Origin of the sequence: Streptomyces sp. NPDC090445 (assembly GCF_044769385.1) — a bacterium.
In the GTDB taxonomy this organism is placed as follows: domain Bacteria; phylum Actinomycetota; class Actinomycetes; order Streptomycetales; family Streptomycetaceae; genus Streptomyces.
Genome location: NZ_JBIVXV010000001.1, coordinates 870,215 through 896,653 on the forward strand (window position 1 = coordinate 870,215; position 26,439 = coordinate 896,653).

General features: G+C 72.8%; 18 protein-coding genes. 11 read left to right on the top strand and 7 right to left on the bottom strand.

Annotated features, from left to right (window positions below):
• Positions 1-95: 95 nt before the first annotated feature.
• The 6 genes from ACIQUT_RS03900 to ACIQUT_RS03925 all read left to right on the top strand — a co-directional run bounded on the left by ACIQUT_RS03900 (position 96) and on the right by ACIQUT_RS03925 (position 6,090).
• Positions 96-1,055: a PDR/VanB family oxidoreductase gene (locus tag ACIQUT_RS03900; protein ID WP_403558850.1), complete on the top strand. Its 960-nt coding sequence runs from the start codon at positions 96-98 to the stop codon at positions 1,053-1,055.
• A gap of 76 nt (positions 1,056-1,131) precedes the next feature.
• Positions 1,132-2,331, top strand: a complete 1,200-nt coding sequence (locus ACIQUT_RS03905; protein ID WP_403558851.1) for a cytochrome P450 — start codon at positions 1,132-1,134, stop codon at positions 2,329-2,331.
• A gap of 117 nt (positions 2,332-2,448) precedes the next feature.
• Positions 2,449-3,939, top strand: coding sequence for an MFS transporter (locus ACIQUT_RS03910; protein WP_403558852.1), 1,491 nt, complete (start codon positions 2,449-2,451; stop codon positions 3,937-3,939).
• Between the two features lie 124 nt (positions 3,940-4,063).
• Positions 4,064-5,362: an aspartate aminotransferase family protein gene (locus tag ACIQUT_RS03915; protein ID WP_403558854.1), complete on the top strand. Its 1,299-nt coding sequence runs from the start codon at positions 4,064-4,066 to the stop codon at positions 5,360-5,362.
• A gap of 34 nt (positions 5,363-5,396) precedes the next feature.
• The gene (locus ACIQUT_RS03920; RefSeq protein WP_403558856.1) at positions 5,397-5,690 is read left to right on the top strand and encodes a DUF1905 domain-containing protein; all 294 of its coding nucleotides are present in this window, start codon (positions 5,397-5,399) and stop codon (positions 5,688-5,690) included.
• Positions 5,691-5,718: 28 nt separating this feature from the next.
• On the top strand, positions 5,719-6,090 hold the full coding sequence (locus ACIQUT_RS03925) for a VOC family protein (protein ID WP_403558858.1): 372 nt from the start codon (positions 5,719-5,721) through the stop codon (positions 6,088-6,090).
• 224 nt (positions 6,091-6,314) lie between these two features.
• Here ACIQUT_RS03925 and ACIQUT_RS03930 read toward each other — a convergent pair whose 3' ends face one another.
• Both ACIQUT_RS03930 and ACIQUT_RS03935 read right to left on the bottom strand, forming a co-directional pair.
• Complete coding sequence (locus tag ACIQUT_RS03930) at positions 6,315-7,178, bottom strand: alpha/beta fold hydrolase (protein ID WP_403558860.1); 864 nt, start codon at positions 7,176-7,178, stop codon at positions 6,315-6,317.
• Positions 7,179-7,202: 24 nt separating this feature from the next.
• Positions 7,203-8,450, bottom strand: a complete 1,248-nt coding sequence (locus tag ACIQUT_RS03935) for a cytochrome P450 (RefSeq protein WP_403558862.1) — start codon at positions 8,448-8,450, stop codon at positions 7,203-7,205.
• 205 nt (positions 8,451-8,655) lie between these two features.
• On the opposite strand from ACIQUT_RS03935, the gene ACIQUT_RS03940 reads away from it, so the two are divergent.
• The gene (locus tag ACIQUT_RS03940; RefSeq protein WP_403558864.1) at positions 8,656-9,126 is read left to right on the top strand and encodes a VOC family protein; all 471 of its coding nucleotides are present in this window, start codon (positions 8,656-8,658) and stop codon (positions 9,124-9,126) included.
• A gap of 55 nt (positions 9,127-9,181) precedes the next feature.
• On the opposite strand, the gene ACIQUT_RS03945 is transcribed toward ACIQUT_RS03940, so the two are convergent.
• A complete protein-coding gene (locus tag ACIQUT_RS03945) occupies positions 9,182-10,366 on the bottom strand; it encodes an acyltransferase family protein (RefSeq protein ID WP_403558866.1) in 1,185 nt (394 codons plus the stop codon).
• A 214-nt stretch (positions 10,367-10,580) separates the two neighbouring features.
• On the opposite strand from ACIQUT_RS03945, the gene ACIQUT_RS03950 reads away from it, so the two are divergent.
• Positions 10,581-11,342, top strand: a complete 762-nt coding sequence (locus ACIQUT_RS03950; protein WP_403558868.1) for an SDR family NAD(P)-dependent oxidoreductase — start codon at positions 10,581-10,583, stop codon at positions 11,340-11,342.
• Positions 11,343-11,412: 70 nt separating this feature from the next.
• On the opposite strand, the gene ACIQUT_RS03955 is transcribed toward ACIQUT_RS03950, so the two are convergent.
• Complete coding sequence (locus ACIQUT_RS03955) at positions 11,413-12,588, bottom strand: epoxide hydrolase family protein (RefSeq protein ID WP_403558870.1); 1,176 nt, start codon at positions 12,586-12,588, stop codon at positions 11,413-11,415.
• 266 nt (positions 12,589-12,854) lie between these two features.
• Between ACIQUT_RS03955 and ACIQUT_RS03960 the strand changes: the two genes are divergently transcribed.
• Together ACIQUT_RS03960 and ACIQUT_RS03965 are read left to right on the top strand one after the other, a co-directional pair.
• Entirely contained in the window at positions 12,855-14,261 is a 1,407-nt protein-coding gene (locus tag ACIQUT_RS03960) for an FAD-dependent oxidoreductase (RefSeq protein ID WP_403558872.1), read from the top strand.
• Positions 14,258-15,697, top strand: a complete 1,440-nt coding sequence (locus ACIQUT_RS03965) for an MFS transporter (RefSeq protein ID WP_403558874.1) — start codon at positions 14,258-14,260, stop codon at positions 15,695-15,697. Before ACIQUT_RS03960 ends, ACIQUT_RS03965 begins: the two co-directional genes overlap by 4 nt.
• Positions 15,698-15,780: 83 nt before the next feature.
• Here the strand turns inward: ACIQUT_RS03965 and ACIQUT_RS03970 are convergent, their stop codons facing one another.
• The 3 genes from ACIQUT_RS03970 to ACIQUT_RS03980 form a co-directional block, all read right to left on the bottom strand.
• Complete coding sequence (locus ACIQUT_RS03970) at positions 15,781-17,367, bottom strand: tryptophan halogenase family protein (protein WP_403558876.1); 1,587 nt, start codon at positions 17,365-17,367, stop codon at positions 15,781-15,783.
• A 268-nt stretch (positions 17,368-17,635) separates the two neighbouring features.
• The gene (locus ACIQUT_RS03975; protein ID WP_403558878.1) at positions 17,636-18,991 is read right to left on the bottom strand and encodes a cation:proton antiporter; all 1,356 of its coding nucleotides are present in this window, start codon (positions 18,989-18,991) and stop codon (positions 17,636-17,638) included.
• Positions 18,992-19,016: 25 nt separating this feature from the next.
• The gene (locus ACIQUT_RS03980) at positions 19,017-20,768 is read right to left on the bottom strand and encodes a (2,3-dihydroxybenzoyl)adenylate synthase (protein ID WP_403558880.1); all 1,752 of its coding nucleotides are present in this window, start codon (positions 20,766-20,768) and stop codon (positions 19,017-19,019) included.
• Positions 20,769-20,890: 122 nt separating this feature from the next.
• Here ACIQUT_RS03980 and ACIQUT_RS03985 point away from each other — a divergent pair, with 122 nt between their 5' ends.
• Entirely contained in the window at positions 20,891-26,410 is a 5,520-nt protein-coding gene (locus ACIQUT_RS03985; RefSeq protein ID WP_403558882.1) for a beta-ketoacyl synthase N-terminal-like domain-containing protein, read from the top strand.
• Positions 26,411-26,439 lie beyond the last annotated feature (29 nt).

Sequence of the window (26,439 nt, forward strand, 5' to 3'; positions counted from 1 at the left end):
CGGACGACGCCCTGAGCACTCCGGGAGAAGACACCACTGGCGGGGTGTGGAACCGTGAGGGCCGTGCACCCGTCGTCGTCGCAGGGAGGCCCTCCGTGAGTGCCGGCTCACCGTCCCAGGTGCTGACGCTGAGGGTGACCGCCAAGCAGGCGGCGGCCGACGGCGTCGTCGTGCTGGAACTGGCGCACAGCGACGGCGCCCGGCTGCCCGACTGGACGCCCGGCGCCCATGTCGACCTCGTCCTGCCGGGCGGCCTCACCCGCCAGTACTCGCTGTGCGGCGATCGCTGGGACGCCCAACGCTACCGGGTCGCCGTGCTGCGCGAGCCGGCCGGCCGCGGCGGCTCGGCGTACATCCACGAGCGGTTGCGGCCCGGCGACAGCGTGGGCGTCGGCGGCCCGCGCAACCACTTCCCCCTGGTGCCCGCCGACCGCTACCTGTTCCTCGCGGGCGGGATCGGCATCACCCCGCTGCTGCCGATGCTCCATCAGGCCGAGCTCGTCGGCGCGGACTGGACGCTCGTCTACGGCGGCCGGCGGCGCGCATCGATGGCCTTCCTCGGCGAACTCGCCCGGTACGGCGACCGGGTCCGCCTCGTCCCGGAGGACGAGGCGGGCCGTCCCGACCTGGCCGGCCTGCTGCGGGAGGTGCACGCCGGGACACGGGTGTACTGCTGCGGCCCGGCCGGGCTGCTCGACGCGGTCGCGGCGGCCTGTGCCCACTGGCCCGCCCGCACCCTGTACACCGAGCGGTTCGCGGCGGCCGGGCCGAGCGCGCCGGTCCGGGACACGCCGTTCGAGGTGGTGCTGGCCCGCTCGGGCGGGCGGGTGACGGTCACTCCGGACACGACCGTCCTGGACGCCGTGCGTTCGGCCGGGGTGGAACTGCTCTCCTCGTGCGGGGAGGGAATCTGCGGCACCTGCGCGACCACGGTGCTCGACGGTGTGGTCGACCACCGGGACAGTCTGCTCAGCGGCGAGGAGCGGGCGGCGGGGGACTGCATGTACCCGTGCGTGTCCCGGTCCTGCGGCGACCGCCTCGTGCTGAACCTGTGACCTGCGCCGACCTCCACACCTGTGCACCGCTGACTCCGACCGAGTTCCGATCCACCCGCCACGGAGGGCGAGACCCATGACCGCGATCCTCGACCTCGATCCGTTCGCCCTCGACGTGCTGGCGGACCCGCACCGGCATGACGCGCGGCTGCGCGACGCCGGGCCGGTCGTCCGCCTGCCCGCCCATGACATCTACGCGATCGCCCGCTACGCCGAGGTGCACGCGGCCCTGCGCAACTGGCAGGGCTTCCAGTCCGGGGCCGGGGTGGGCCTGGCCAACTTCCGCAAGGAAGCGCCGCGGCGCCCGCTGAGCGTGGTGGTCGAGGCCGACCCGCCGTACCACGACGCGCCGCGCCGGGTGCTCTCGGCGCTGCTCGGGCCCCGCGCGCAGCGCCGGCTCCGCGAGGGGTGGACCGTACAGGCGCGGGAGCTGGTGGACCGGGTGGTGTCCGGCGGCGACGGTTCGGTCGTCGAGTTCGACGCGGTGAGCGCGCTCGCGGAGGCGTTCCCGCTGCGGGTGTTCCCGGACGCGCTCGGCATTCCCGAGGAGGGCCGGGAGAACCTGCTGCCGTTCAGCGACTTCCTGCTCAATGCCTTCGGGCCGCGCAACGAGCTCGTCGCGGCGGGCGCGCCGCGGGCGCGGGCGCTGTCGGACTGGGTGGGGGAGCACAGCGTGCGCGAGGCGCTGGCCGACGACGGGTTCGGGGCCCAGATCTGGGCGGCGGCCGACCGGGGCGAGATCACCCACGGTCAGGCGCCGCACGTGGTCCGGTCGTTGTTCGCGGCCGGGGTCAACACCACCGTGCACGCGCTCGCCGCGGCTTTGCACGCGCTCGCCGCGCATCCCGGGCAGTGGCGCAGGCTGCGGGCCGATCCGGGCCTGGTCCGGGTGGCGTTCGACGAGGCGGTGCGCTGGGCCTCCCCGGTGCAGACGTTCTTCCGCACCACGACGGGGGACGTCCGGGTCGGGGACGCGGTGGTGCCGGACGGTTCGAAGGTGCTGCTGTTCCTCGGGGCGGCGAACCGGGATCCGCGGCGGTGGTCGGATCCGGACATGTTCGATGTGCACCGCAATCCCTCCGGGCACGTCGGCTTCGGCTTCGGCATCCACCAGTGCGTGGGCCAGCACATCGCGCGGCTGGAGGCGGAATGCCTGCTCGGCGCGCTGCTGGAGCGGGTGGAGTCGATGGAGCTCGCCGGGCCGGCCCGACGCCGCCTCAACAACACGCTCATGGCGTGGGATGCGGTGCCGGTCCGGGCGGTACTCACCCGTTAGAGCGAACATCTGTCCGAAGACCTGATCCGTGTTGCCCCGCCTCGAAGCCTGAGTCTACGATGTGAACATGGCCGATGTGGACAGTGTGAACGTCGAGACGATCAAGGGAGACCCAGCGTGACCACCGTGAATTCAAGTGCGGCCGCGGAAGGCGCCAAAGCCTCGACAGCGGAACCGGACCCGCAGCGGTGGACGGTGCTCGCCCTGCTGTCCGGCCTGCAGTTCATGATCCTTCTGGATATGACCGTGGTGAACGTGGCATTACCACGGATCCAGGACGGACTCGGCTTCTCGACCCCCGGGCTGGCCTGGGTTGTCAACGGCTATGTCCTCGCGGCCGGCGGTCTGCTCATGCTCGGCGGCCGACTGGCCGACTTCTTCGGCCGCCGCCGGCTGCTGCTGATCGGCGTGACCGTCTTCGCCCTGGCCTCGGTGATCTCCGGAGCGGCGACCGCCCCCTGGATGATGGTCGTCGGCCGGTTCGGCCAGGGCGCCGCCGAGGCGCTGGCCGCACCCGCCTCGCTCGGCCTGATCGCCCTGCTCTTCACCGACCCCAAGGAGCGCACCAAGGCGCTCGGCGTCTGGGGCGGCATCATCGGCCTCGGCGCGACGCTCGGCTCGGTCATCTCCGGTGTCCTGACCGACCTGGCCTCGTGGCGCTGGATCTTCTTCATCAACCTGCCGGTCGCCCTGGTGGTCCTCTTCCTCGTCCCGCGGCTGGTGCGGGAGAGCCGGATGGTCCGCGCCAAGGACACCTCGCTCGACGTGTTCGGCGCCGCCACCCTCACCCTCGGACTCGTCGGCGTGGTCTACGGCCTGCTGCACGCGGCCGACCACCCGTGGGGCTCGGCCGGGGTGCTGGTCCCGCTGATCGCCGGCGCGGTGCTGCTGCTGGTGATGGTCGCGGTCGAACTGCGCGGGAAGAACCCGCTGATCCCGTTGGGCTTCTTCGCCAACCGCACCCGGTCGGTCGTCAACTTCACGACCCTGTTCTACATGTCGGCCTTCATCTCCTACACCTTCATGCTCACCCTGTACGAGCAGCAGGTGCTGGACTACTCCCCGCTGTTCAGCGGGCTCGGCTGGCTGCCGCTCAGCGTCGGCATCGGCGCGGGCATGGCCCTGGGCACCGCGATGGTCCCCCGGGTCGGTATCCGCGCCGTGGTCTCCGCCGGGTACATCGGCGCCGGTGTGGGCCTGTTCCTCACCAGCATGGTCGACGTGGACAGCTCCTACTGGGGCGGCATCGTGCCGGGCATGGTCGTGTTCGGCCTGTTCGCCGGCGCTGCCATGCCGGCCGCGACCAACGCCGCCCTGCACGGCGTCACCGCCCAGGACTCCAGCCTGGCCTCCGGCGTGCAGAGCACCATGCAGCAGATCGGCAGTGCACTCGGCGTCTCCGTGCTGGCGGCGCTCGCCTTCCGGCACGCCGGGGACGCCATGGCGGACGGGGCGGCCGCGCCCGTTGCCGCCACCGAGGGCTACGCGCTCGGCTTCCGGATCGGCGGAGCGCTGATGGTGCTCGGCGGAATCCTGCTGCTGGCCCTGGTCGAGCGGGTCGGCACCGAACTCCGCGACCCGACCGCCGAGCGGATCGCGGCCGGCTGACCGGCACCCGGACCGCGTCCGCACACGCACCGCACCGCACCGCACCCGTAGCCGTACGCCGGAGCCCGCCGGAGAGGCCGACGCCTCCCGGCGGGCTCACCCACCCGATCCGAAAGGCAGACCCATGAGTATCGCGGAGACGAGCCCGGCTGCCACCACGGGCGGCATGGGCACGCGGGCCGAACTGCTGGCCGTGGACGCCGACTTCCTCTGGCACCCCTGGTCGCCCAGCCGCGTCAACCCGGACACCGTGCTCGCCGTCTCCGGCGACGGCTGCGAGGTACGCGACGCCGACGGCAGAACCTACCTCGACGCCAAGTCGTCCGGTCTGAACGCCACCCTGGGCTACGGCAGCCGCCCCGTCATAGACGCCGTGGCCGGCCAGCTCGCCCGGCTGATGACGTACGACATGGGCGAGGGCGCCAACGAGCCGGCCATCCGGCTGGCCGAGCGGATCGCCGGGCTCACCGGGCCCCGCCTGACGCGTACGTTCTTCTGCAACAGCGGCTCCGAGGCGGCCGAGGCCGCCATCCGCATCGCCCGCTTCTACCACGCCGTACGCGGGGAGCGGCAGCGCGGCCTCGTCGTGTCCTTCGAGAACGCCTACCACGGCGCGACCCTCGGTGCCGCCGCCTCTTCGGCGGGTGCCTCGCCCGTCTCGGCCGAATTCACCCCGGCCGGCTTCGTCACCCTGCCCGGCCGCACCGACGCGCTGCGGGACTTCCTCGCCGGACAAGGCGACCGGACCGCCGCCGTCCTCATCGAACCCGTCCAGGCCCGCGGCGCCCACCAGGTGCCCGACGACCGCCTCCGCGAGGTCCGGGAACTCTGCAGCCGGTACGGCGCCCTGCTGATCCTCGACGAGGTCACCACCGGATTCGGCCGCACCGGCCGGATGTTCGGCTACCAGCACGCCGGTGTCGAACCCGACCTGCTGACCACCAGCAAGGGCCTGGCGGCCGGCTACATGTCGCTGGCCGCGGTCACCACCACCGAACACGTCTTCGACGTCTTCGACACCCACCGCAAGCAGGCCGGCTTCGTCCACGGCCACACCCACTCCGGCCACGCCGCCGCCTGCGCCGCCGGCCTCGCCGTGCTCGACGTCATCGAACGCGACGGCTTGGTCGCCAACGCCGCCGCCCGTGGCACCCAGCTGCTGGCCGCGCTGGACGGCGTACGCGGCCTGCCGTTCGTTCGCGACATACGCGGCCGGGGCCTGCTGGCCGCGGTGGAGTTCGACGGCTCGCCGCGGGCCTCCTTGGTGCGCCGCCGGATGAAGGAGGACGGCATCCTCGTCCGCCGCACCGGACCGAACATCGTCATCGCCCCGCCGCTCATCATCGACGCCGGCCGGATCGACCGGATCGCGGGGGCGTTCACGGCGGCGGCCGAGGCCGCCGCCGACCCGAAGACCACGTGACGCCAGACCCCGAGAGAAACAGGGAGAACACACCATGCCCGCCGCGCAGAACAACGCCCAGGCCATCGACAAGAAATTCTCCGCCCCGGTCATCAAAGAGAACAACAGCGGCTGGATCTGCGTGATCGTGCCCGAATCCGGGGACTTCTTCGGCACCCGCAAGCCCGTGAAGATCGCCGGAACGGTCGACGGGCAGGAATTCCAGGCGACGTTGCTCCCGATGGGCGACGGAACCCACATGCTCCCGCTCAAGGCGGCGCTCCGCAAGACCCTGAAGAAAGACCAGGGCGACAGTGTGGACGTCCACCTGAACCAGCGGCTCTCCTGATTCCATTCCACGTTCGAAAGGCATAAACATGGTCGACGCATCCCCCGAGAACGGCCAGCCCGCGGCGCCCGGCTGGTTCGACATCTCCACCCCCGACGCGGCCCGCGCCCGCGACTTCTACCGGCAGCTGTTCGGCTGGCAGGTCAACGCTCTCGACGACACCTACGCGCTCGTCAGCGGCTCCGACGGCGCCCCCACCGGCGGCATCGGCCAGGCCGGCCCGGAGAGCCCGTACACCGGCATCGTCCCCTTCTTCCCGGTCGACGATGTCACCACCGCGCTCGCCCGGGCCGAGGAGCTCGGCGGCAAGCGGACGATGGAGCCGCAGCCCGCCGGCGACGGCCGGATCGCCGCGTTCACCGACCCCGACGGCAACACCATCGGCCTGATGAGCCCGTGACCCGCTGGCCCGCTGACCGGCTGACCGGCTGACCGGCTGACCGAGGTCCGGCAGGAACAAGGCGGCACCACCGATCCATGCGGTGGTGCCGCCTTCCGCGTCTGCGCGGCCGAACCGGGACGCAGCCCGTCCACGCAGAACGCTCGGCTGGGAAACCCCGGCCGAGCGCCTGCACAACCTGCCCGCGGTCTGATCAACACGACCACGGCCCTTCGGTTTTCGCGCTATGGCGCCGCGAAGAAGTCCATCAGCAGCGGCGCGCCCGCCTTCTGGTCGAAGAGGTGGTCATACCCCTCCATCGTCAGGAGCGCGGCGCCCGGGATCTCCTCGGCGACCCGGGCGCAGGCGTCGTGGATCTTCTTCTCGCCCTCGTCACCGCGCATGACCAGGGTGGGCACCGTGATCTTGTGCAGCTCCTCGTACGGGATCTGCAGATGGTGCTTGTTGATCAGCGCGTCGTAGTACGTCGACGGCACCATCGTCTTGAACGCCGCCCACGCCGGGTGGTTGCGGAAGTAGTCGATGGTGTCGTCCGTGATGAAGCCGACGATGTCCTTCGCGAACAGCGTGACGACCTCCTCGCGGCGGTCCTCGTCGATCAGCCGGCGGAGCGTCGACAGCTGCTCGTCGGTGGTCTCGCTGGACCAGTACGGGGGCTCGTACAGGCCCAGCTTCAGCATGGGCACGCCCTGCGCCGCCGCCAGCAGCGCGATCATGCCGCCGGTGCAGTTGGCGAACACATGGCTGGGTTCGCCCACGGCGTCCAGCACCGCGGCCAGGTCCTCGACCTCCCGCTGGATCGTCCACCGGTCCGGGTCGCCGTACGCGCTGTCGCCCCGGCCACGCCGGTCGTAGGTGTACACGGAGAAGCGCTCGGACATGATCGTGGCGAACGGGGTGAACATCGCCCGGTCGTTCAGGCCGCCCCCGATGACGACGACCGGCGGGCCCTGGCCCGCCTTCTCGTATGCGATGGACGTGCCGTCGGCGGAGTCCACCCGCCGCAGCTGCCGGGCCGGGCCGCCCGCGTAGTCGGTGTCGAGGTCACCGAGGATTCCGCCCTGCGCCGCCGGTGCTGGCTCAACCATGGTCTTCCTTTCGTTTGGCTCGGCTCAGCCGACGAGTGCGGGCTTGCCGTGCAGGTAGACCGGAACCTCCGCGTGGCCGTTGACCACGAAGCTGCCCTGGCCGACGAGCTCGCCGCGGTCCACCGCCAGTTCGAGGTCGGGGAACCGGTCGAACAGGGCGGGGATGCCGATCATCCACGCGCTGCGGGCCAGCCGGGCGCCGAGGCAGTAGTGCACGCCGTGGCCGAAGGACAGGTGCGTCTTGTCGTCGCGCAGCGCGTCGAACGCGTCGGCGGTCTCGCCGTGGACCGAGGGGTCGCGTCCCACGCCGGCGAAGTCGATCAGGACGACGTCGCCCTGGGCCAGCTTCACCCCGCCGATCTCCACGTCCCGGGTGACGAAGCGGAACGGGAGGTGCGCCACCGGCGACTCCACCCGCAGGGTCTCCTCGAAGACGGCGTCCCACGGGATCTCGCCGGACTTGGCCTTCGCCAGCAGGCTGCGGTCGGTCATCAGGGCCACCGACGCGTGTGCCAGCGCGTTCACCAGCGTCTCGGAGCCGGCACCGAGCAGCAGGTGCAGCGTGCCGATCATCTCGGAGTCGGACAGCCGGGAGCCGTCCTCGTCCATCGCGGCGATCATCCCGGTGGTCAGGTCGTCGCCCGGGTGCTCACGCTTGTACTGGACCAGGTTGGAGATCTCCACTTGCCAGTTCTCCAGGTTGGACGAGGCCACCTCGGCGGAGATCCGGGTGTCGATGTTCTTGTGGCCGCCTTCCAGGACCCGGGCCCGGCGGTCCTCCGGCACGCCGAACAGGTCGCACATCAGGCGGGTCGGCAGCTCCATGTGGAACCGGCCCTTGAGGTCGACGGTCTCGTCCCGGCCGGCCGACGCGAGGTCGTCGAGGAGCTCCTTGACGGTCGCCTCGATCTTGGGCCGCATGTCGTCGACCCGGCGCTGGGTGAACGCCTTCAGCAGCAGCTTGCGCAGGCGGGCGTGGTCGTTGCCGTCCTGGGTGGCCATGGTGTCCATGGCGGCCCAGGTGATCAGCGGCCAGCCGTTGGATATCTCACCGTTGATGTACGCGGGCCAGTTGCGCCGCGGATTCTTCGAGAACAGTTCCTGGTCGCCCATGATCTCCTTGGCGACCTCGTAGTCGTGCACGGACCAGGCGAGCACGCCGTCCGGGAGTTCGACGCGTGCGATCGGGCCCTGCCCGCGGAGCCGGGTGGTCTCACCGTGGGTGTCGGCACCTTGCGGGTCGAGAACATAAGGGCATACAGCTTCGGACACGGAACACGACCTCCAGCTGAACGGGACTGGTGACATGGGGGCGGACGGATTGGCGGTTGTCACGCTAGCCGCCGGAGCCGCTTTCGGACTTCTTCGGAATTGCCGCAGCGGCGGTGGTACCGAACGGAACTGGGGCACGCAGGAAGAAGAACGAGCGATGCGGCGCGGGCTATTTTCGAGGTCCCGATGATGTGAGGAGAAACCAGTGGAACTCGGCCAGATCTCCATGGAACTCGTCCAGGCCCCCGCCGACGCGCCGCTGCCGGAGACGCCCCCCGGGCTGGGCGCCGTGCACCACGTCGGCATCACCGTCACCGACCTGGAACGCAGTGTGCAGTGGTACGCCGAGCACCTCGGCATGGTGCAGTGGATGAAGGAGACCTTCCCGGGTGGGCGGACGGCGGGCATCATGCGGCCCGGCACGCAGATATACCTCGGGCTGACACAGCACGACGCCGGCGTCGACGAGGCGTTCGCGCCGCACCGCACCGGCCTCGACCACCTCACCTTCGCGGCCTCCACCCGCGAGGAACTCCACGCGTGGCGCGCGCATCTGATGGCCCGTGGGGTCAAGTGCAGCGACGTCCACGAGTACGCGGCCCCGCTGCCGTTCGCGCTGTTCACCTTCAACGACCCGGACGGCGTGGCCCTGGAGATCTTCCACCTCGCCGTCTGACCGGCTTCCGGCGGGCCGGTCCGCCCCGTGGTGGCCTCGGGGCGGACCGGCCGCATCAGGCCGGGGCCGCGCGCTGCCCGCTCCGGCTCCGCGCCCAGCGGCGCACCGCCGGCCGCTCCACAGCGGCGTGGAGGGCCCAGGCGAGCAGCACGGAGACCACCAACTGACCCAGCAGCAGCTCGACCGCGGCCGGGACCGGGAACAGCCGCTCGCCCAGCAGGTACCGGCTGACCACCAGCACGGGATAGTGCACCAGATAGAAGCCGAACGAGACCTCGCCGAGCCATACCGCGAAACGGTTGCGGAACGGCGTGAACCCGCGCCGCACGTCGACCCGGGCAACGGCGGCGATCAGGCAGGCCACCGGAACCAGGAACACGGCCCGCTGCCCGTACAGGAACGGCACCCGCAGCGCGACCGGGTAGGAGGCCGCGAGCAGCAGGCCCGACCAGCCGGCGCCGGGCCCGGACCAGCGGCCCGCGCGGACCGCCAGCGCCAGCAGGATGCCCAGCAGGAAGTCGAAGACGCGGACCGGCGGCAGCACGTACGCGAACCAGTACTGGAGCATCGAGGCGTCCTCGTCCGGCACCATCGGCCCGTCGCCCGGGACGAACGCGTACGTGAACCACGGCGTGAGCACCACCACCGCGACCGTACCGGTGATCCAGAGCATCAGCCGGGCGGGCCTGATCCGGCGGCACGCCGCGATCAGCAGCGGAAAGGCGACGTAGCAGAACGCTTCCACACCCAGCGACCAACTCGGCGGGTTCACGCTGAAGTTGGTGGGGAAGTCCGGCACCCACCCGTGCAGCAGCAGGAGGTTGGCCAGCGCCTGCCCCCGGCTGGTGACCGCGGCGGCGAAGGTGAGCATCGCCAGCCCCCACACGACGGCGTGGCTGGGGTAGATCTTCACCAGCCGGCGGCGCCAGAAGGCCCGCGCCGGGCCAGGGTCGCGGGCCGTCCAGGTCAGGATGAAGCCGCTGAGGACGAAGAAGAACGTGACCCCGAGGCCACCGGCCGGTGAGGCCAGCCGGTGGAAGGTGTGTTCCGCCGACTCCGATGCGAGCAGCTCGATCCACGGCACGGGGAGGGCGGCGTGGAACCAGAAGACCAGCAGGGCGGCGGGGAACCGCAGGCCGGTCAGGGACGGTAACCGGTGACGGTACTGCGACGGGGGGGATGCCTGCGCTGCGTCCGCCGGCCCCGCGGGGCCCGGCGAACGCCTCTCGTCGAGAGACATGCGAAAACTCTCCTGCAATGCGGGGGAGCGCAGGGGGTGGCATGGGTCCATTGCACCTCCTCCGTCTCCGGCGCGGCATCTCCTGAACTGCTCCCCTGTGACTCCCGCACGTTGTGAGACGCGGGCACCGCGCGCCGCGCCGTAGCGTCGGAGCACCGAACGTGCACTGGCCGACCCGGCCGGCCCGGCCGACCGAATCACCCCGGGAGTGACCATGTCCGATGCACCACTGGCCGTTGTGACCGGAGCCTCGTCCGGCATCGGCGCGGAGTTCACCCGCGTCCTCAGCAGCCGCGGGTACCGCGTCCTGGCGGTGGCCCGGCGCGCCGACCGGCTGGCCGCGCTGGAAGCCGAGTCCGACGGGCGGGTGATACCCGAGGTCCGCGACCTGACCGCCGACGGGGCCATCGAGGCCGTCGCGGCGCGCGCCGACGAACTCGGCGGGGCCGACCTGCTCGTCTGCAACGCCGGGCGCGGCGTGCACGGCCGGTTCGCCGAGACCGACCGGGACGAGACCGTCGGTGTGCTGCGGCTCAACGTCGTGGCGAGCGTCGACCTCGCCGCGCAGGTGGTGCCGCGGATGGTCGGCCGCGGCTCGGGAGGGGTGATCGTCGTGGCGTCGACGCTGGGCTACGTGCCCACCCCGTACCTGGCGGCGTACGCGGCCAGCAAGGCGTTCCTGCTGTCCTTCGCCGAGGCCCTGTCGGTCGAGCTGCGGGGGACCGGCGTACGGGCCATGGCGCTGTGCCCCGGGCCCACCGTCACCGAGTTCAGCGATGTCGCCGGACTCGGCGACGCGGTGGAGAAGACTCCGGGCCACACCACCGCCGCCGAGGTGGTCGGCGGCGCGCTGCGGGCCTGGGACGCCGGCCGTACGGTCGTCGTGCCGGGCACGGTCACCCGGCTGATGACGGCGGCGCTGGACCTGCTGCCGCGGCCGGTGGCGGGCCGGGTGATGGAGCGGATCTTCCGCTGAGCGGCCCGGACACGTGAAACCGGGGGGTGCCGCGGAACTCCGCGGCACCCCCCGGGTTTCGGGACCGTGGCTATGAGGGTCGGGCAGTGGCCAGTGCCGTACGGCGGAACGCCCGCACGTCGGCGACGAACTCCGCGGGCCGCTCCATCGCGGCGAAGTGGCCGCCCCGCTCGAACTCGCTCCAGTGCACGATCGACGGGTACCGGCGCTCGGCCAGCCGGCGCACCGGCTGGGCCAGGTCGTTGTGGAACACGGCCACGCCGAGCGGACCGGGCGGGGCCGGCAGCGGCGGCGGGGGAGTGGCCGAGGTCGGCATGAACGCCGCGTTGTCGTAGTACAGATGGGCCGACGAGCCCGCCGTTCCGGTCAGCCAGTACAGCGTGGCGTGCGCGAGCAGCTGGTCGCGGCCGAGCGCGTCCTCCGGGTTTTTCTGCGAGTCGCTCCACTCGTGGAACTTCTCCACGCTCCAGGCGAGCTGGCCGACGGGCGAGTCCGTCATGCCGTAACCCACGGTCTGCGGGCGGGTCGCGAACAGCTTCATGTAGCCGGAGCCCTGATCGCCGAAGTCCGCGAGCCGGCCCAGCCGGGCCAGGTCGGCCGGGGCCAGCCCGTCGAGCTCGCCCGGCTCGTCGGACGGCGGCGCAAACAGGAAGTTGACGTGGGTGCCGATCACATGGTCGCTGTCCAGCACGCCGAGCAGCAGCGCCACGCTCGCGCCGAGGTCGCCGCCCTGCGGGAGATAACGGTCATAGCCCAGCTCCGCCATCAGCGAGGCCCATATCCGGGCCACCCGCGGCAGCTCCCAGCCGTGCTCGGTGAGCGGGCTGGAGAAGCCGTAGCCGGGGAGGGTGGGCGCCACGACATGGAAGGCGTCGGCCGGATCGCCGCCGTGCGCCCGCGGGTCGGTCAGCGGGCCGATGACGTCGAGGAACTCCAGGAACGAGCCCGGCCAGCCGTGGGTGAGCAGCAGCGGCACGGCGTCCGGCTCCGGGGAGCGGGCGTGCAGGACGTGGAGGTCGGCGCCGTCGATCCGGGTGCGGAACTGGGGGAAGGCGTTGGCCCGGGCCTCGACGGCCCGCCAGTCGAACCCGTCGCGCCAGTACGCGACGAGTTCGCGCAGGTACCCCTGGGGCGCCCCGCGGGTCCACCCGGTGTCCGGGGTCTCGGCCGGCCACCGGGTCCGGGCGAGGCGCTCGCGGAGGTCGTCCAGATCGGCCTGAGGTATGTCGATACGAAACGGGCGCATGGCGAATTCCTCGCTGTTCGGTGGCTCGAAAGCTCGATGGCTCGGTGGCTCGACATCGCGGTGGGACGGCAGGTCGGAACCGACCCCGCGGAACCGGCAACCTACCGCCCGCCCACCGCGCCGCCTACGATTCCGCGAGCTTTCCGCAGTAACGGAGAAGTCCCGCGCGCCGGCGGGGCCCGCATCGCGCAACGTGGGAGAACAGCCCGGCCGGGCCAGCGCCTAGCGTGTCCGCATCCGCTCACTCTTCCGAACAGGGGAGGCGCATGTCCATGGCAACCAAGGGCGGCGAGCACGCCGTCGTGCTCGGCGGAAGCATCGGTGGCCTGCTGGCCGCCCGCGTGCTCGCCGACGCCTACGACCGGGTGACCGTCATCGACCGTGACGACCTCACCGGCGCGGGCATGGGCCTGCGGCCGGCGATCTCCTGGGCCCACCACATCCACGCCCTGCTGGAGCGCGGTCGCGTCATCATCGAGGACCTCTTCCCCGGCTTCCTCGACGACCTGCACACCCTCGGCGTGCCCGTCGGGGACTTCGGCACGACCTGCCACTACTACTTCAACGGCCGGATGTTCGCCCCGGCGGAGACCGGGATGGCGTGCGTCGCCGCCAACCGGCCCGTCATCGAGAACCGCATCCGCACCCGCGTCGCCGCCCTGCCCGGCGTCACCCTCCGGGAGCGGACCGACATCCTGAGCCTCGTCGCGTCCCCCGACCGGCGCCGGATCACCGGAGTCCGGGTGCAGGGACGGGACTCGGGCGACGGCGGTGCGCCCGGGGCCGAGGAGACCATCGACGCCGACGTGGTCGTCGACGCCACCGGCCGGGCCACCCGGACTCCCCGCTGGCTGGGCGAACTCGGTTACGAGCGGGCCCCCGAAGAGCGGATCCGGATGGATCTGACCTACACCACCATGGACTTCACCGGCCCGCTGCCGTACGACCCGCTGGGCGACGACATCGCCCTCGTTCCCACCGCGACCCCGGCCCTGCCGCGCGGCGCGATCTTCGCCCGGCTCGCCGACCGGTACGCCCTCACGCTGACCGGCATCCTCGGCGACCGCGCGCCCACCGACCGCGAGGGCTTCCTCGCCTACGCCGCCTCGCTGCCGGTGCCGCAGATCCACGAGGCGGTCCGGGAAGCCGAGCAGCGGGGCCCCGCCCACAGCTTCCGGTTCCCGGCGAGCGTGCGCTTCCACTACGAGCGGCTGAGCCGGTTCCCGGCCGGATACCTCGTCCTGGGCGACGCGGCCTGTATCTTCAACCCGGTCTACGCCCAGGGCATGACGGTCGCCGCGATGGGCGCGACCGTGCTCGCGGAGCACGTCGGAAAGGGCGGCGAGCCCAGATCGGCGGACTACTTCCGCGACCTGGGACAGGTCATCGACGCGCCGTGGACCATGTCGGCCGCGGCCGATCTCGGCTATCCCGCCGTACGCGGACGGCGCACGATCGCCACCCGCATGGCCAACCTCTACATGCCCCGGGTCCAGGCCGCCGCCGCCCACGACCCGGTGGTGGCGCGGGGCTTCATCCGGACCGCCTCGCTGGTGGACCCGCCGCAGTCGCTCATGAAGCCGTCGATGGTCGGGCGGGTGCTGTTCGGACGGAAGCCGGCCGCGCCGGCCGCACCCCGGGTCCCCGCGCCGAGATCGGAGGAGCTGAGATGACCGGCGTACGGCCGGCCCCCGTACCGGCCCCGCCGGCCGGCCCCGTCCCGCGCCGGCGCTGGGCGGCGCTGGTCCTGCTGTGCGCCGCCAACTTCATCGTGCTGCTGGACTCGCAGAGTGTGATCCTGGCCCTGCCCCGGCTGACCGACGAGCTCGGCATGGCCCCGGTGGACGCGCAGTGGGTGCTCACCGCCAAGCTGCTCACCTTCGGCGGCCTGCTGCTGCTCGGCGGACGCGCCGCCGACCGGCTCGGCCGCCGCCGGGTGTTCATGGCCGGCACCACGCTGTTCCTGCTCAGCTCGGCGGCCAGCGGACTGGCCTGGACCGGCGGGGCGGTCATCGCGGCCCGCGCGGTCGGCGGGGTGGCGGCGGCGCTGATGGTGCCCACCGCCCTGTCGATCCTGCTGAACACCTTCCCGGAGGGCAGGCACCGCAACACCGCCCTGGCCGGCTGGGCGGGCATCGGGGGCATCGGCGCCACCGTCGGGCTGCTGCTGGGCGGCCTGTTCACCGAAGTGGCCGGCTGGCAGTGGGTGTTCTTCGTCAATGTGCCGGTGGCGCTGATCGTGCTCCTGCTCACGCCGGTCCTGATCAGTGAGAGCAAGGCCGCCGGGCAGCACGGCCCGTACGGCGTCCTCGGCGCGCTGACCAGTACGGCCGCCCTGGTGCTGGTCATCCTCGCGGTCAGCCGGGCCGCCGGATCGGGCTGGACCAGCGGACAGACCCTGTTTCCGCTGGCCGCGGCGGTCCTGCTCGCCGGGGTCTTCGCGGCCGTCGAACGGCGCTCGGCGGCGCCCCTGCTGCCACCGGCCCTGCTGCGGCGCTCCACCCTGGTCGGCGGCAACCTGGTCACGCTCTGCATGGGCATGGCGACCTTCTCCCTGTCGGTCAGTGTCGCCGTGTACGGCCAGGCCGTGCTCGGCCACGGGCCGATGGAGTTCGGCGCGCTCCAGTCGGTGATGTCCTTCCTGGCGTTCGTCGGGGCCTACGCCGGTCAGCGCGTCGTCACCCGGATGGGCTTCCGGCCCGTCGTCGGCGTGTGCCTGGTGCTGCTGTGCGCCGGGTGCCTGCTGCTGGCCCGGGTTCCGGCGGACGGCAGTTACCTCCGCGACGTGCTGTGGGGGCTGGTCGTCTTCGGGCCGGCGCTCGGCGCGGGCACCGCCGCGGCGTCCGTCGCCGCGCTGTCGGGCATACCGGAGCGGTCCAGCGGCGTCGCCTCCGGGATCGTCGTCGCTGCCCTGCAGATCGGCGGGGCGCTGGGCGTGGCCGTGGTCACCACGGTGACGGCGACGTTCAGCGGTCCTGAGCCGGGTCCGGCCGGACTGACCGAGGGCCTTCAGGCGGCGTTCACCACCTGCGCGGTGTTCGTCGCCCTCGGCATGGTGGCGGCCGCCCTCACCCTGCGCTCCCGGGTCAAGCCGGCCCGGGTGCGCTGAGTCGGCACCCGGTACGGCAAAAGCCCCCGGCGCCCGTCCGAGACGGGCGCCGGGGGCTTTCGTACGTCCGGAGTCGGCCGCCGTCAATGGGCCGAGTCGGCCCGGCCGTCGTGGATGGTCTTCAGGTAGGTGCGGTTGTCGGGCAGCGCGGCGGCGTAGATCTCGCGCTCCTTGTCGATCTGCTCGAACGCCTGCCAGGCGGCGTCGTCGCTCATCAGCTCCACCGAAGGCGGCGCCTTGGTGAACGGGAAGTCCATTCCCGACAGGATCGCCCACAGGCTCCGCGTCTCGAAGAGCCGGAGCTGACTGCCGTCGGGAATGATGACGCTCTCCGCGTATTCGGTGAGTTTCTCCGCGAGACTGTCGGGAATCGGGTTCTCCCGTACCGCGCGCCAGAATTCGGTGTCCGTGCGGTCGGTGAGGGCGTAGTGCATGACGATGAAGTCGCGCAGATCCTCGAACGCGTTCACCATCAGCTCGTTGTAGCGGGCCTGCCGGCGCTCGTCGAGCTCCGCATCCGGGAAATGCAGGACCAGCAGCGCCAGCTGATATTCAATCAGGGCGATCGTGGTGGATTCCAGCGGCTCCACGAAACAGCTCGACAGCCCGATCGCAATGCAGTTGTCGACCCACGAGCGCCGGTTGTGGCCCACCCGCATCCGGATGTGATTGCCCGGTACGTCATGGGCGCGCGGGCCCAGGAAGTCGCGGAGGTCCTGCTCGGCCCGGTCCGGAGTCGTCGTCCGGCTCGAATACACATAACCGGTGCCCTCGCGGTGGAACAGCGGGATCTCCCAGATCCAGCCGTTCGGGCGGGCGTTGGCGACGGTGTACGGCCGGATGCCGTCGGGGTGGTGATCGGCCGGGAGGGCGATGGCGGAGTCGCACAGCAGCCAGTCCTGCGCGCTGATGAACGGCTCCTCCAGGGTCTGGTTGATCAGCAGGCCGCGGAAGCCGGAGCAGTCCAGGAACAGGTCGCCGGTGAGCTCCGCGCCGGTCTCGGTGATCACCTTGTCGATGTGGCCGCGCCCGTCGCGGGTGACCCGGGTGACATCGGCGACCACATGCCGTACGCCGCGTTCGGTGGCCAGGTCCCGGAGGTACTCGGCCATCAGGGCGGCGTCGAAGTGGTAGGCGTAGCGGAACCCGGGGTCCGGGGCGCCCGATCCGGGCAGCGGCTTCGGGGCCTTGTTCAGCTCGCACAGGTGCTGGAGCGCCATGCCGGCGTCACCGAAGGTCTCCCGCACCCGGGAGTCGCCGGCCAGCCGCAGCTTGGTCCAGAAGTGGGCCAGGGACACGCCCCGCCCGAACCGCTTGTGGAACGGCCGCTCGTAGCTGGGCACCGGCGGCTCGGGCACGGTGAAGAACGGGTGGTAGTAGGTGTGCCGGTCGGTGCCGGGGTGGGGATTGCGCCAGTCGTTGAACCGGACCGCGGACTTGAACGACGCGTTGGTCCGCGGCATCCAGTCCTCTTCCTTCATGCCGAGGAAGGCCAGGGTGGTGCGCAGGGTCGGCACGGTGGCCTCACCGACCCCGATCCGGCCGATCCGCGCCGACTCGACGAGGGTGATCTCGACCTTGCTGCCGAACGCGCGATTGAGGTAGGCCGCGGAGAGCCAGCCGGCCGTACCGCCGCCGACAATCACGATCTTCTGGACTGGACGTGCCACGGAAGTCCTCCTTGAGTCGCGTGACGCGGGTGAGTGCGAGAGGTGTTCGGGCGCGGCGCATCCGGCGGAGCAGCCGGCGGGTACTCATCGCCGTCCCGGCCGGGCGGCGGGCGCAACGCGGGGCCCGTCGCGGGCCGCGCCCCCGTCGGGGCGTCCGCGCTCCGCTGTGATTATCGGCGCCGCCCGGAGGCACGGGCATCTCCTGACGTGCGCTGACGTCCGCGGGACCGGGCAGGCGTGCAATGTCCGGGGCCGGGACCCGCTCCGGTCAGCGCGCGCTGCCCGGGCTGCCGGGCACCGCGCTGCCGTCCGGTCCGCGTCCCTCCCACGACTCGTGGTCGAGCAGCCGCAGTTGCTCCTCCTCGGTACGGGCGACCCGCGCCATGGTCAGCCGCAGCAGCGGCGGCGCCATCAGCGAGGTGGCGATCGCCACCAGGACGACCGCCGTGTACGCGGCCTCGCCGAGCACCCCCAGGCGCAGCCCGACCATGGCGATGACCACCTCCACCACCCCGCGCGAGTTCATCCCGGACCCCAGCGCCAGGCCCTCCCAGCGGCTCAGCCCGCCCAGCCGGGCCCCCAGGTACGCCCCCGCGAACTTGCCGAGGACCGCGACCGCGAGCAGCGCGGCGGCGGCCAGGGCGGTGGCCGGGTCGGCCAGCTCCGTCAGGTCCATCCGCAGTCCCGCGGTGGCGAGGAACAGCGGGGCCAGCACCGACAGCACGACCGTGCGCAGCGGCGCCAGCTTCGGCTGGGCGGCCGGGGCCCCGGCGATGAGCAGTCCGGCCGCGAAGGCACCCAGCATCGGCTCCATGCCCATGGCGTGGGTGAGCGTGCCGGCCCCGAGGACCAGCACGACCGCGGTGGCCACGGCCGGCCCCGGCTCCGGGTGCCGTGCCGCCCGCTCCATCAGCCGGCGTACCAGCACCCGCCCGGCGGTCGCGGCCACGGCCGCGAACCCGGCCAGCAGCAGCACCGGAACCGCGACCCCGGACAGGGTCAGTCCGGCCGTGGCCCCGGCCGCCACCACGGACAGCAGCAGCCAGCCCACGGCGTCGTCGACCAGCCCCGCGCACAGGATCAGCTGGCCGACCGTACGGTGGGCCAGTTTCAGGTCCGACAGGGTCTTGGCGATGACCGGGATCGCCGTCACACACATGGCCACCCCCACGAACACCGCGAACAGCCACCGGCCGGCCTGCGGTCCGGCCAGCCCGTCCGGCAGCACCAGCCCGGTGGCCACGCCCAGTGCCAGCGGAACCACCAGCCCGCACAGGCTGACCAGGACCGCGGCCCGGGCCCGTGCGTGCATCACCCGCAGGTCCAGATGCGTACCGGTGACGCCCACCAGCAGCAGCACGGCGAGCTGGCCCACCGCATCGAGCAGCGCCAGCTGCCCGGCCGGGCCGGGCAGGACGGCCGCCGCCACGCCCGGCGCCACCCCGCCCAGCACGCTGGGACCGAGCAGCACACCGGCGGTCAGCTCGCCGGTGAGGGCGGGCAGCCCGGCCCGCTGGGCGAGCGCCCCCAGCAGTCGGGCCGTGGCCAGCAGCGCGGTGACCGAGGCGAGGAACAGCAGCACCGCGTGGGACGACAGCGGGGGAACCGGGGCGGCGATCTCCATGGGGGCGTCCTTTCTGCGCGTTCGCTCAGCGGCCGGCCGGGTCCGCCGCGGCCGGCGCGGCGAACCCGGCCGGCGCGGCCGACAACCGGACCGCTTCGGCCCGCAGCCGCTGCTTGTCGACCTTGCCGAGCGGGGTGCGCGGCAGGGACGGCAGGGTGTGCAGCCGTTCGGGCACCTTGAAGGACGCCACGTCGGCGGCCCTCATCACGGCCCGTACGTCGCCGAGGTGCACCGGCCGGCCGACAGCGGCCGGGTCCGGGACGACGAACAGGCAGATGCGCTCGCCGAGTTCGGCGTCCGGCAGGGCCACGGCCGCGGCCTCGGCGACTCCGGCCACCCGGAGGGCGAACTCCTCGACCTCCTCCGCGTGGATCTTCTCCCCGCCCCGGTTGATGACATCCTTCTCCCGGCCGGCCACCACCAGGTTGCCGTCCGGTGTCCGGCGCACCACGTCGCCCGTGCGGTACCAGCCGTCCGCGGTGAACGCCCGCGCGTCCACGGCCGGCGAGTCGTAGTAGCCGCGCGGCGTGTAGGGGCCGCGGGCCAGCAGCACCCCGGGCTCGCCGCCCGGCACCGGCTCCCCGCCGGGTCCCACCACCCGGATCTCGTCGGCGGGGGAGATCGGCCGCCCCTGGGTGTGGTGGACCACCTCGTCCGGGTCGTCCAGCCGGGTCAGGCAGAGCAGTCCCTCGGCCATGCCGAACACCTGCTGGAGGGCACAGCCCAGCTCGGGGCGGATCCGTGCCGCCAGCTCCGGCGCCAGCCGGGCCGCGCCGACCTGGACCAGCCGCAGCGAGGCGAGGCCGGTGTCCGGGTGCTCCGCGCGGTGGTCCAGCCAGCGGCTGATCACCGGCGGGACCACCGAGGTGGCGGTGACCCGCTCGCGCTCGATCAGTTCGAACGCGACCTCCGGGGCCGGCGAGGAGCCGATCACCACCCGGCCCCCCGCCAGCAGCGCGCCGAGCACGCCGGGCCCGCCGTACACGAAGCCGTGGCCCAGCGGGAGCACGGCGAGGTAGACGGTGTCCGGGCCGAACGCGCAGATCTCACCGGCCCGTTTGATCATGTACGCGAAGTCGTTGTGGGTCCGCGCGGCCAGCTTGGGCACTCCCGTGGTGCCGCCGGACAGCAGGAACATGGCGATGTCGTCGCCGCCCGGGTCCGCCTTGTCGCATTCCTCGGCGGCTCGTGCCGGATCGTCGGCCGGGGCGCAGAGCTCGGTGAGCGACAGGCTGCCCGGCCTGCCCGGCCGCTCCGCCCCGTCGCCGTCGGCCGGGTCTCCCGCCACGATGACGTGCCGTGCCGCCGGGACCGCCGCGACGATCTCGTGCGCCATCGCCTCGTGGTCGAAGCCCTTGAGCACCCGGGGCACCACGAGCGCCCTGGCCTGCGCGTGGGCGACCACTCCGGACATCTCGTGGTGCCGGTGCTGCGGCAGCGCCCACACCGGCAGCGCGCCCAGCCGCAGGCAGGCCACCGTCATCACCACGTGCTCCCAGCAGTTGGGCAGCTGGATGACCACCCGGTCGTCCGCGCCGATGCCCACACCGCGCATCCGGCCCGCGGCCCCGTCGGCGCGCGCCATCAGCTCGCGGAAGGAGATCCGTAACGACCCGTCGACCAGGGCGATGGCGTCCGGTGTCCGGCGGGCGGTCGCCGCCAGGTGCGCGCCCAGCGAAAGCCCTTCCCAGTAGCCCTCGGCGGCATAGCGGGCGGCGACCTCGGCGGGCCACGGAACGGCCCCGGAACGGGAAGGCTTCACCGCAGTCTCGGACATGGCGTGCTCCTGAACTCGACGGACGGAACGCGGCGCAACGCGACGGAAGGCGTGCGTGCCGCGCAGCCTAGGGATATCCGGTGGCCCCGTCGACTCGTCAATTGCGGTATTCCGTCCCCCTCATGGAGCCCCGCGCACGCCGCACGTCAGAAGTTGTCAGGGCATCCCCGGCGGGCACAGCCTTTGCCTCAGTGGGGCGGGCGCGCCCTCGCACGAGCTCTTCCCGATTCTGGTTCGGAGATCTGAACAGGAGCGAGGACTTGACGAAAAAGGCAGCATCGGACGAAGCGATTGCCATCATTGGAATGAGTTGCAGGTTCGCCCCGGATCTCACCTCGCCCGAGAAGTTCTGGGAGTTTCTCGCCAACGGCAAGAGCACGGTCGGCGACATGCCGGAGAAGCGCTGGAAGCCATACGCGTCGGGCAGCCCGCAGGCGACCGCCATCATGCGGCAGACCATTCTCAAGGGCGCTTTCCTCGACGACATAGAGGGATTCGAGGCCGAGTTCTTCGGGATCTCGCCCCGCGAGGCCGACTTCCTCGACCCCCAGCAGCGGTTCATGCTCGAACTGACCTGGGAGGCGCTCGCCGACGCAGGCCTGCCGCCGCTCGCGCTGCGCGGCAGCGACACCGGCGTGTACGTCGCCGCGAACTCCAACGACTACGGGCGCCGGCTCTTGGAGGACATCCCCCGGACCGGCGCCTACGCCGTCAACGGCACCACCTTCTACGGGATAGCCAACCGGGTGTCGTACTTCCTGGACCTGCGCGGCCCGAGCATGGCCGTCGACACTGCCTGCGCGGGGTCGATCACCGCGCTCAACCTGGCCTGCCAGGCACTGCTGTCGGGCGAGACCCCGCTGGCCGTGGTCGGCGGCCTGAACATCATGGCCACGCCGGCCCTCAACGTCGCCCTGGACGGCGCCGGGGCCATGTCGCCCGACGGCCGCAGCAAGGCGTTCGACAAGGACGCCGACGGCTACGGACGCGGCGAGGGCGCCGGAGTGATCGTCCTCAAGCGGCTGTCCGAGGCGCTGCGCGACAACGACCCCGTACAGGCCGTCGTCCGCGGCAGCGGCGTCTACCAGGACGGCCGTTCCGACGGCATGATGGCGCCCAACCACGACGCCCAGGAGCACATGCTGCGGCAGATCTACCGGCGGGCCGGCATCGCCCCGGCCGGAGTGGACTACGTGGAGGCCCACGGCACCGGCACACCCACCGGGGACGGCGAGGAAATCGCCGCCCTGGCCGCCGTGTTCGGCGCCGGCCGGTCCGCGGAGGACCCCTGCCTGATCGGCTCGGTCAAGCCCAACGTCGGCCATGTGGAAGGCGGTTCCGGCATCACCGGCGTGATCAAGACTGTTCTGGCGCTGCGCCACGGACAGCTGCCGCCCAGCCTGCACCGCGAACCCCACCCCGCCGTCGACTGGGACACCTGCGGGCTGCGCCTGGTCGACGAGCTCAAGCCGTGGCCCGCGGCCGACGACCGGATCCGCCGGGCCGGCGTTTCCAGTTACGGAGTCGGCGGCACCATCGCCCACGTCATCCTGGAGGAGCCGCCCGCCCCCGCCCCCGCCCCCGCCCCCGCCGCCGAGGACGCGGCGCCGGCGACCGAAGCCCGCCCGGCCCGGCGGGCGACCGTCCACCCGCTCTCCTCCGCCACCGAGGCCGGCACCCGCGCGCTGGCCGGCGCGGTGGCCGACTGGTTGGCCGCACACCCCGGCACGGACCTCGCCTCCGCGGGCCACACCCTGGCCGTGCGCCGCTCCCACCTGGCCCACCGGGCCGCCGTCGTCGCGGACTCCGCCGAGCAGCTCACCGAGCGGCTCCGCGACCTCGCCGAGGGCCGCACCGGCACCGGCATCGCCACCGGCCGCACCACGCCCGGCAGCGCGGGCGACGTCGTCTGGGTGTTCTCCGGACACGGCGCCCAGTGGTCCGGCATGGGACGCGGGCTGCTCGCCGAGGAGCCCGTCTTCGCCGCCGCCGTCGACGGTCTCGCCGACGTGTTCCGCGCCGAGCTCGGCTGGACCCCGCGCGAGGCCCTCACCGAGGGCGGCCCCTGGACCGCCGCCCACATCCAGGCCCTCACCTTCGCCGTCCAGATCGGCCTCGCCGACGTCTGGCACAGCCGCGGCCTGACGCCCGGTGCGGTCATCGGCCACTCCGTCGGCGAGATCGCCGCCGCCGTCACCGCCGGCGCCCTCGACCGAACCGAGGCCGCCCGCTTCGCCTGCCGCCGGGCCGCCGCCCTCCAGCGGCTGGAGGGCCGGGGCGCCATGGCCATGGCCGGCCTGCCGTTCGCCGAGGCCGAGCAGCGCCTCGCCGGGCTGCCCGGACTCACCGCCGCGATCTCCGCCGACCCGCAGGCCACCGTCGTCTCCGGCGACCGGGACGCGGTCGAGCGGATCAGCCGGGCCTGGGCCGAATCGGGCATCTGGATCCGGCCGGTGGACTCCGACATCGCCTTCCACAGCGCCCATGTGGAGGAGGTCGCCGCCGAGGTCGAGGCCGCCGCCGGGCGGCTCGATGGGCGGCCCCCGGCGATCCCGCTCTACACCACCGCCCTGGCCGACCCGCGCTCGACGGCCCCCCGGGACGGCGGCTACTGGGTGGCGAACCTGTGCTGTCCGGTCCGCTTCACCGAGGCGGTGCAGGCCGCCGTGGCCGACGGCCACCGGCGGTTCCTGGAGATCTCCTCGCACCCGGTCGTGGCCCACTCCATCCGCGAGACCCTGCTGCACCTCGGCATCGAGGACGCGACGGTGGCCGCCACCCTCCGCCGGGACACCGACGAGACCGCCACCCTGCTGGGCAACCTCGCCGCACTGCACTGCGCCGGCGCGGCCGTCGACTTCCGCCCCGACCACGGCACCGGCGAGCTGCTCCCGCTGCCCGCCGCCGTGTGGCAGCACCGGCCGTACTGGATCTTCCCCGGCGCCGTGGCCGACACCGGCCTGGGCAGCGGCCACGACCCGGACAGCCACAGTCTGCTCGGCGGCCGGATGACCGTCAGCGGTTCGCCCGCCCGGCAGGTCTGGCAGACGCGCCTCGACCTGGACACCCGCCCCTACCCGCAGAGCCACGGCCTGGTCGGCGTCGAGGTCACCCCCGCCGCCTCCATCATCAACACCTTCGTGGCCGCCGCCCGGGCGGACGGGCCCGGCGCGCTCACCGACATCGTGCTCCGCACCCCGCTGGCCGTCGAACCGCCCCGCGTGGTGCAGGTCGTACGAGAAGGCAGGCAGCTGTCGCTGGCCACCCGGCTCGCCGACGACGCCGGCGCGGACGACGGCGACGGCGCCGGCGACGGCGAGGAATGGATCACCCACTCCACGGCGAACCACGCGCCGGGCCTGGAGCCGCCGGCCGGCCGTCTCGACCTCGACGCCCTGCGGACCCGGCTGCTGCACGGCTCCCTCACCAAGGCCGACGAGATGTTCGCCCGGATGGGAGTCGAGGGCTACGCCTTCCCCTGGGACCTGGCCGAACTGCGCCACGACGACGAGGAACAGCTCGCCGACCTGGTGATCGAACCCGGCGCGGCCCGGGCGAGCAGCTGGGCACACGTGATCGACGGCGCCCTCACCATCAGCGCCATGGTCGTATCGCCCGGCGACGCCACCGTGCTGTGGATGTCCCGGTCCATCGACAAGGTCACCTGGCACGGCGAACCGCCCGCCCGGATCCTCGTCCACGCCGTCCGCTCGCCCCGCTCCCCGCACGACACCGTCGACGTCCGCGTCGCCGACGAACACGGCAATGTCGTCTGCGAGGTCACCGGGCTGCGGTTCGCCGCCGTGGAACACCTCGGGACCGCCGTCCTGCCCCGCGACCTGGTCCACGAGGTCGTCTGGCGCCCGCTGCCCACCGGGTCCGCGGCCCGGGGGGCCGCCGGACTGGACGACGGGGAAACCGCCGTGGAGCGGGTGCTGCTGGTCGGCGACCCCTGTCAGACCGCCCGGCTGGCCCAGCAGTTCGAGGCGGCCGGCACGCCCGCCGAGATACTCGGCACCGGCCCCGAACTCGACCTGCGGCCCGAGCTGTTCGCCCGCCCCGGCGCGGTCCTCGTGGTCCCCGGCCTTCCGCCGCTCGACGAACCGCTGGAGACCGCCACCGAGCGGATCACCTGGTCGCTGATCCGCACCGTACAGCGGGTCGCCGAGGTACGCGCGCACGCCGCGTCACCGCTCGCACCCCACCGGGTGTGGTGCCTGACCAGCGGAGTCCGCGCCGCGGCCGACGAACGGAGCGTCGCCCACGGCCCGCTCTGGGGCGTGTCCCGCATCATCGCCGGCGACCACCCCGAACTCTGGGGCGGGGCCGTCGACATCGACGCCCTGGCACCGGACACCGGAGAACGGCTGCTCACCCTGCTGCGCACCGCCGCCGGCCAGGAGGACGTCATCTCCCTCACCTCGGCGGGCGCCGAGGGCGCGCGACTGAGCCGGATCGAACGCACCGCGGACGGCACACCGCTGCAGTGCTCGCCGGCCGGCACCGTACTGATCACCGGCGGCCTGGGCGCGCTCGGCCTGGAGGTCGCCCGCTGGCTGGTCGGCCGGGGCGCCCGCCGGCTGCTGCTGGTCGGCCGGCGCGGGCTGCCGCCGCGCGGCGACTGGCCGGCCGTGTCCGACCCCGAGGTCCGGCGCCAGATCGACAGCGTGCTCGCGCTGGAGGCCCTCGGCGTCACCGTCGGGGTGCTCGCCCTCGACATCACCGACGCCGAACAGGTCGCCGCAGCCCTGGCCCCCGGCGCGCTCGGGCTGCCGCCCGTACGCGGCATCGTGCACGCAGCCGGCGTGGTCAACAACGCGCTCGTCGACAAGGTCGAGCCGGACGGACTGCGCGAGGTGCTCGCGCCGAAGGTCGGCGGCACGCTGGTGCTGCACCGGCTCTTCCCGCCCGGCAGCCTCGACTTCTTCGTGCTGTTCTCGTCGTGCGGTCAGTTCGCGCGACTGTCCGGGCAGGCCGGCTACGCGGCGGCGAACTCCTTCCTCGACGCACTGGCCGCACACCGCAACTCCGGTGGGCACACCGAGACGATCAGCCTCGGCTGGACGGCCTGGCGCGGTCTCGGCCTGTCCTCCGACATCGCGACCACCATGCTGGAGGCCAACTCGCGCGGCCTGGAAGCCGTATCGGTGTCCGAGGCATTCGCCGCCTGGGCCTTCGGCGACCGCTTCCGGTCCGACTACCAGGCCGTACTGCGGGTGCTGCCGACACCGCCGCACGCCCCGCGGCTGCCGATGTTCCGAGAGCTGGCCGCCTCCGACCAGCACGCGGAAGCGGCGGGCAGCCAGCTGTTCGCCCTCGACACCGAGGGCCGCGACGACGCGGAGCAGCTGGCGCAGGTCACCGCGGACGTACGGGAACAGGTGGCCGCCGAGCTGAACTTCGACGCGGCGGACGTGGAACTCAAGCGCCCGCTGGTCGAGCTCGGCGTGGACTCGGTGATGACCGTCGCCCTGCGGGTCCGGCTGCGCCGCCGGTACGGGCTCGACCTGCCGCCGACCATCCTGTGGGCGAAGCCCACCGTCGCGGCGCTGGCCGAGCACCTGCACGGCGCGCTGCGAGAGGCGTACGGCGACACCGGGACGGAGACCGCCGCGGACGCGGTCGCGGCCGCAGCCGGGTAGCCCGCGCCGGACACACCACGGCCGGCTCC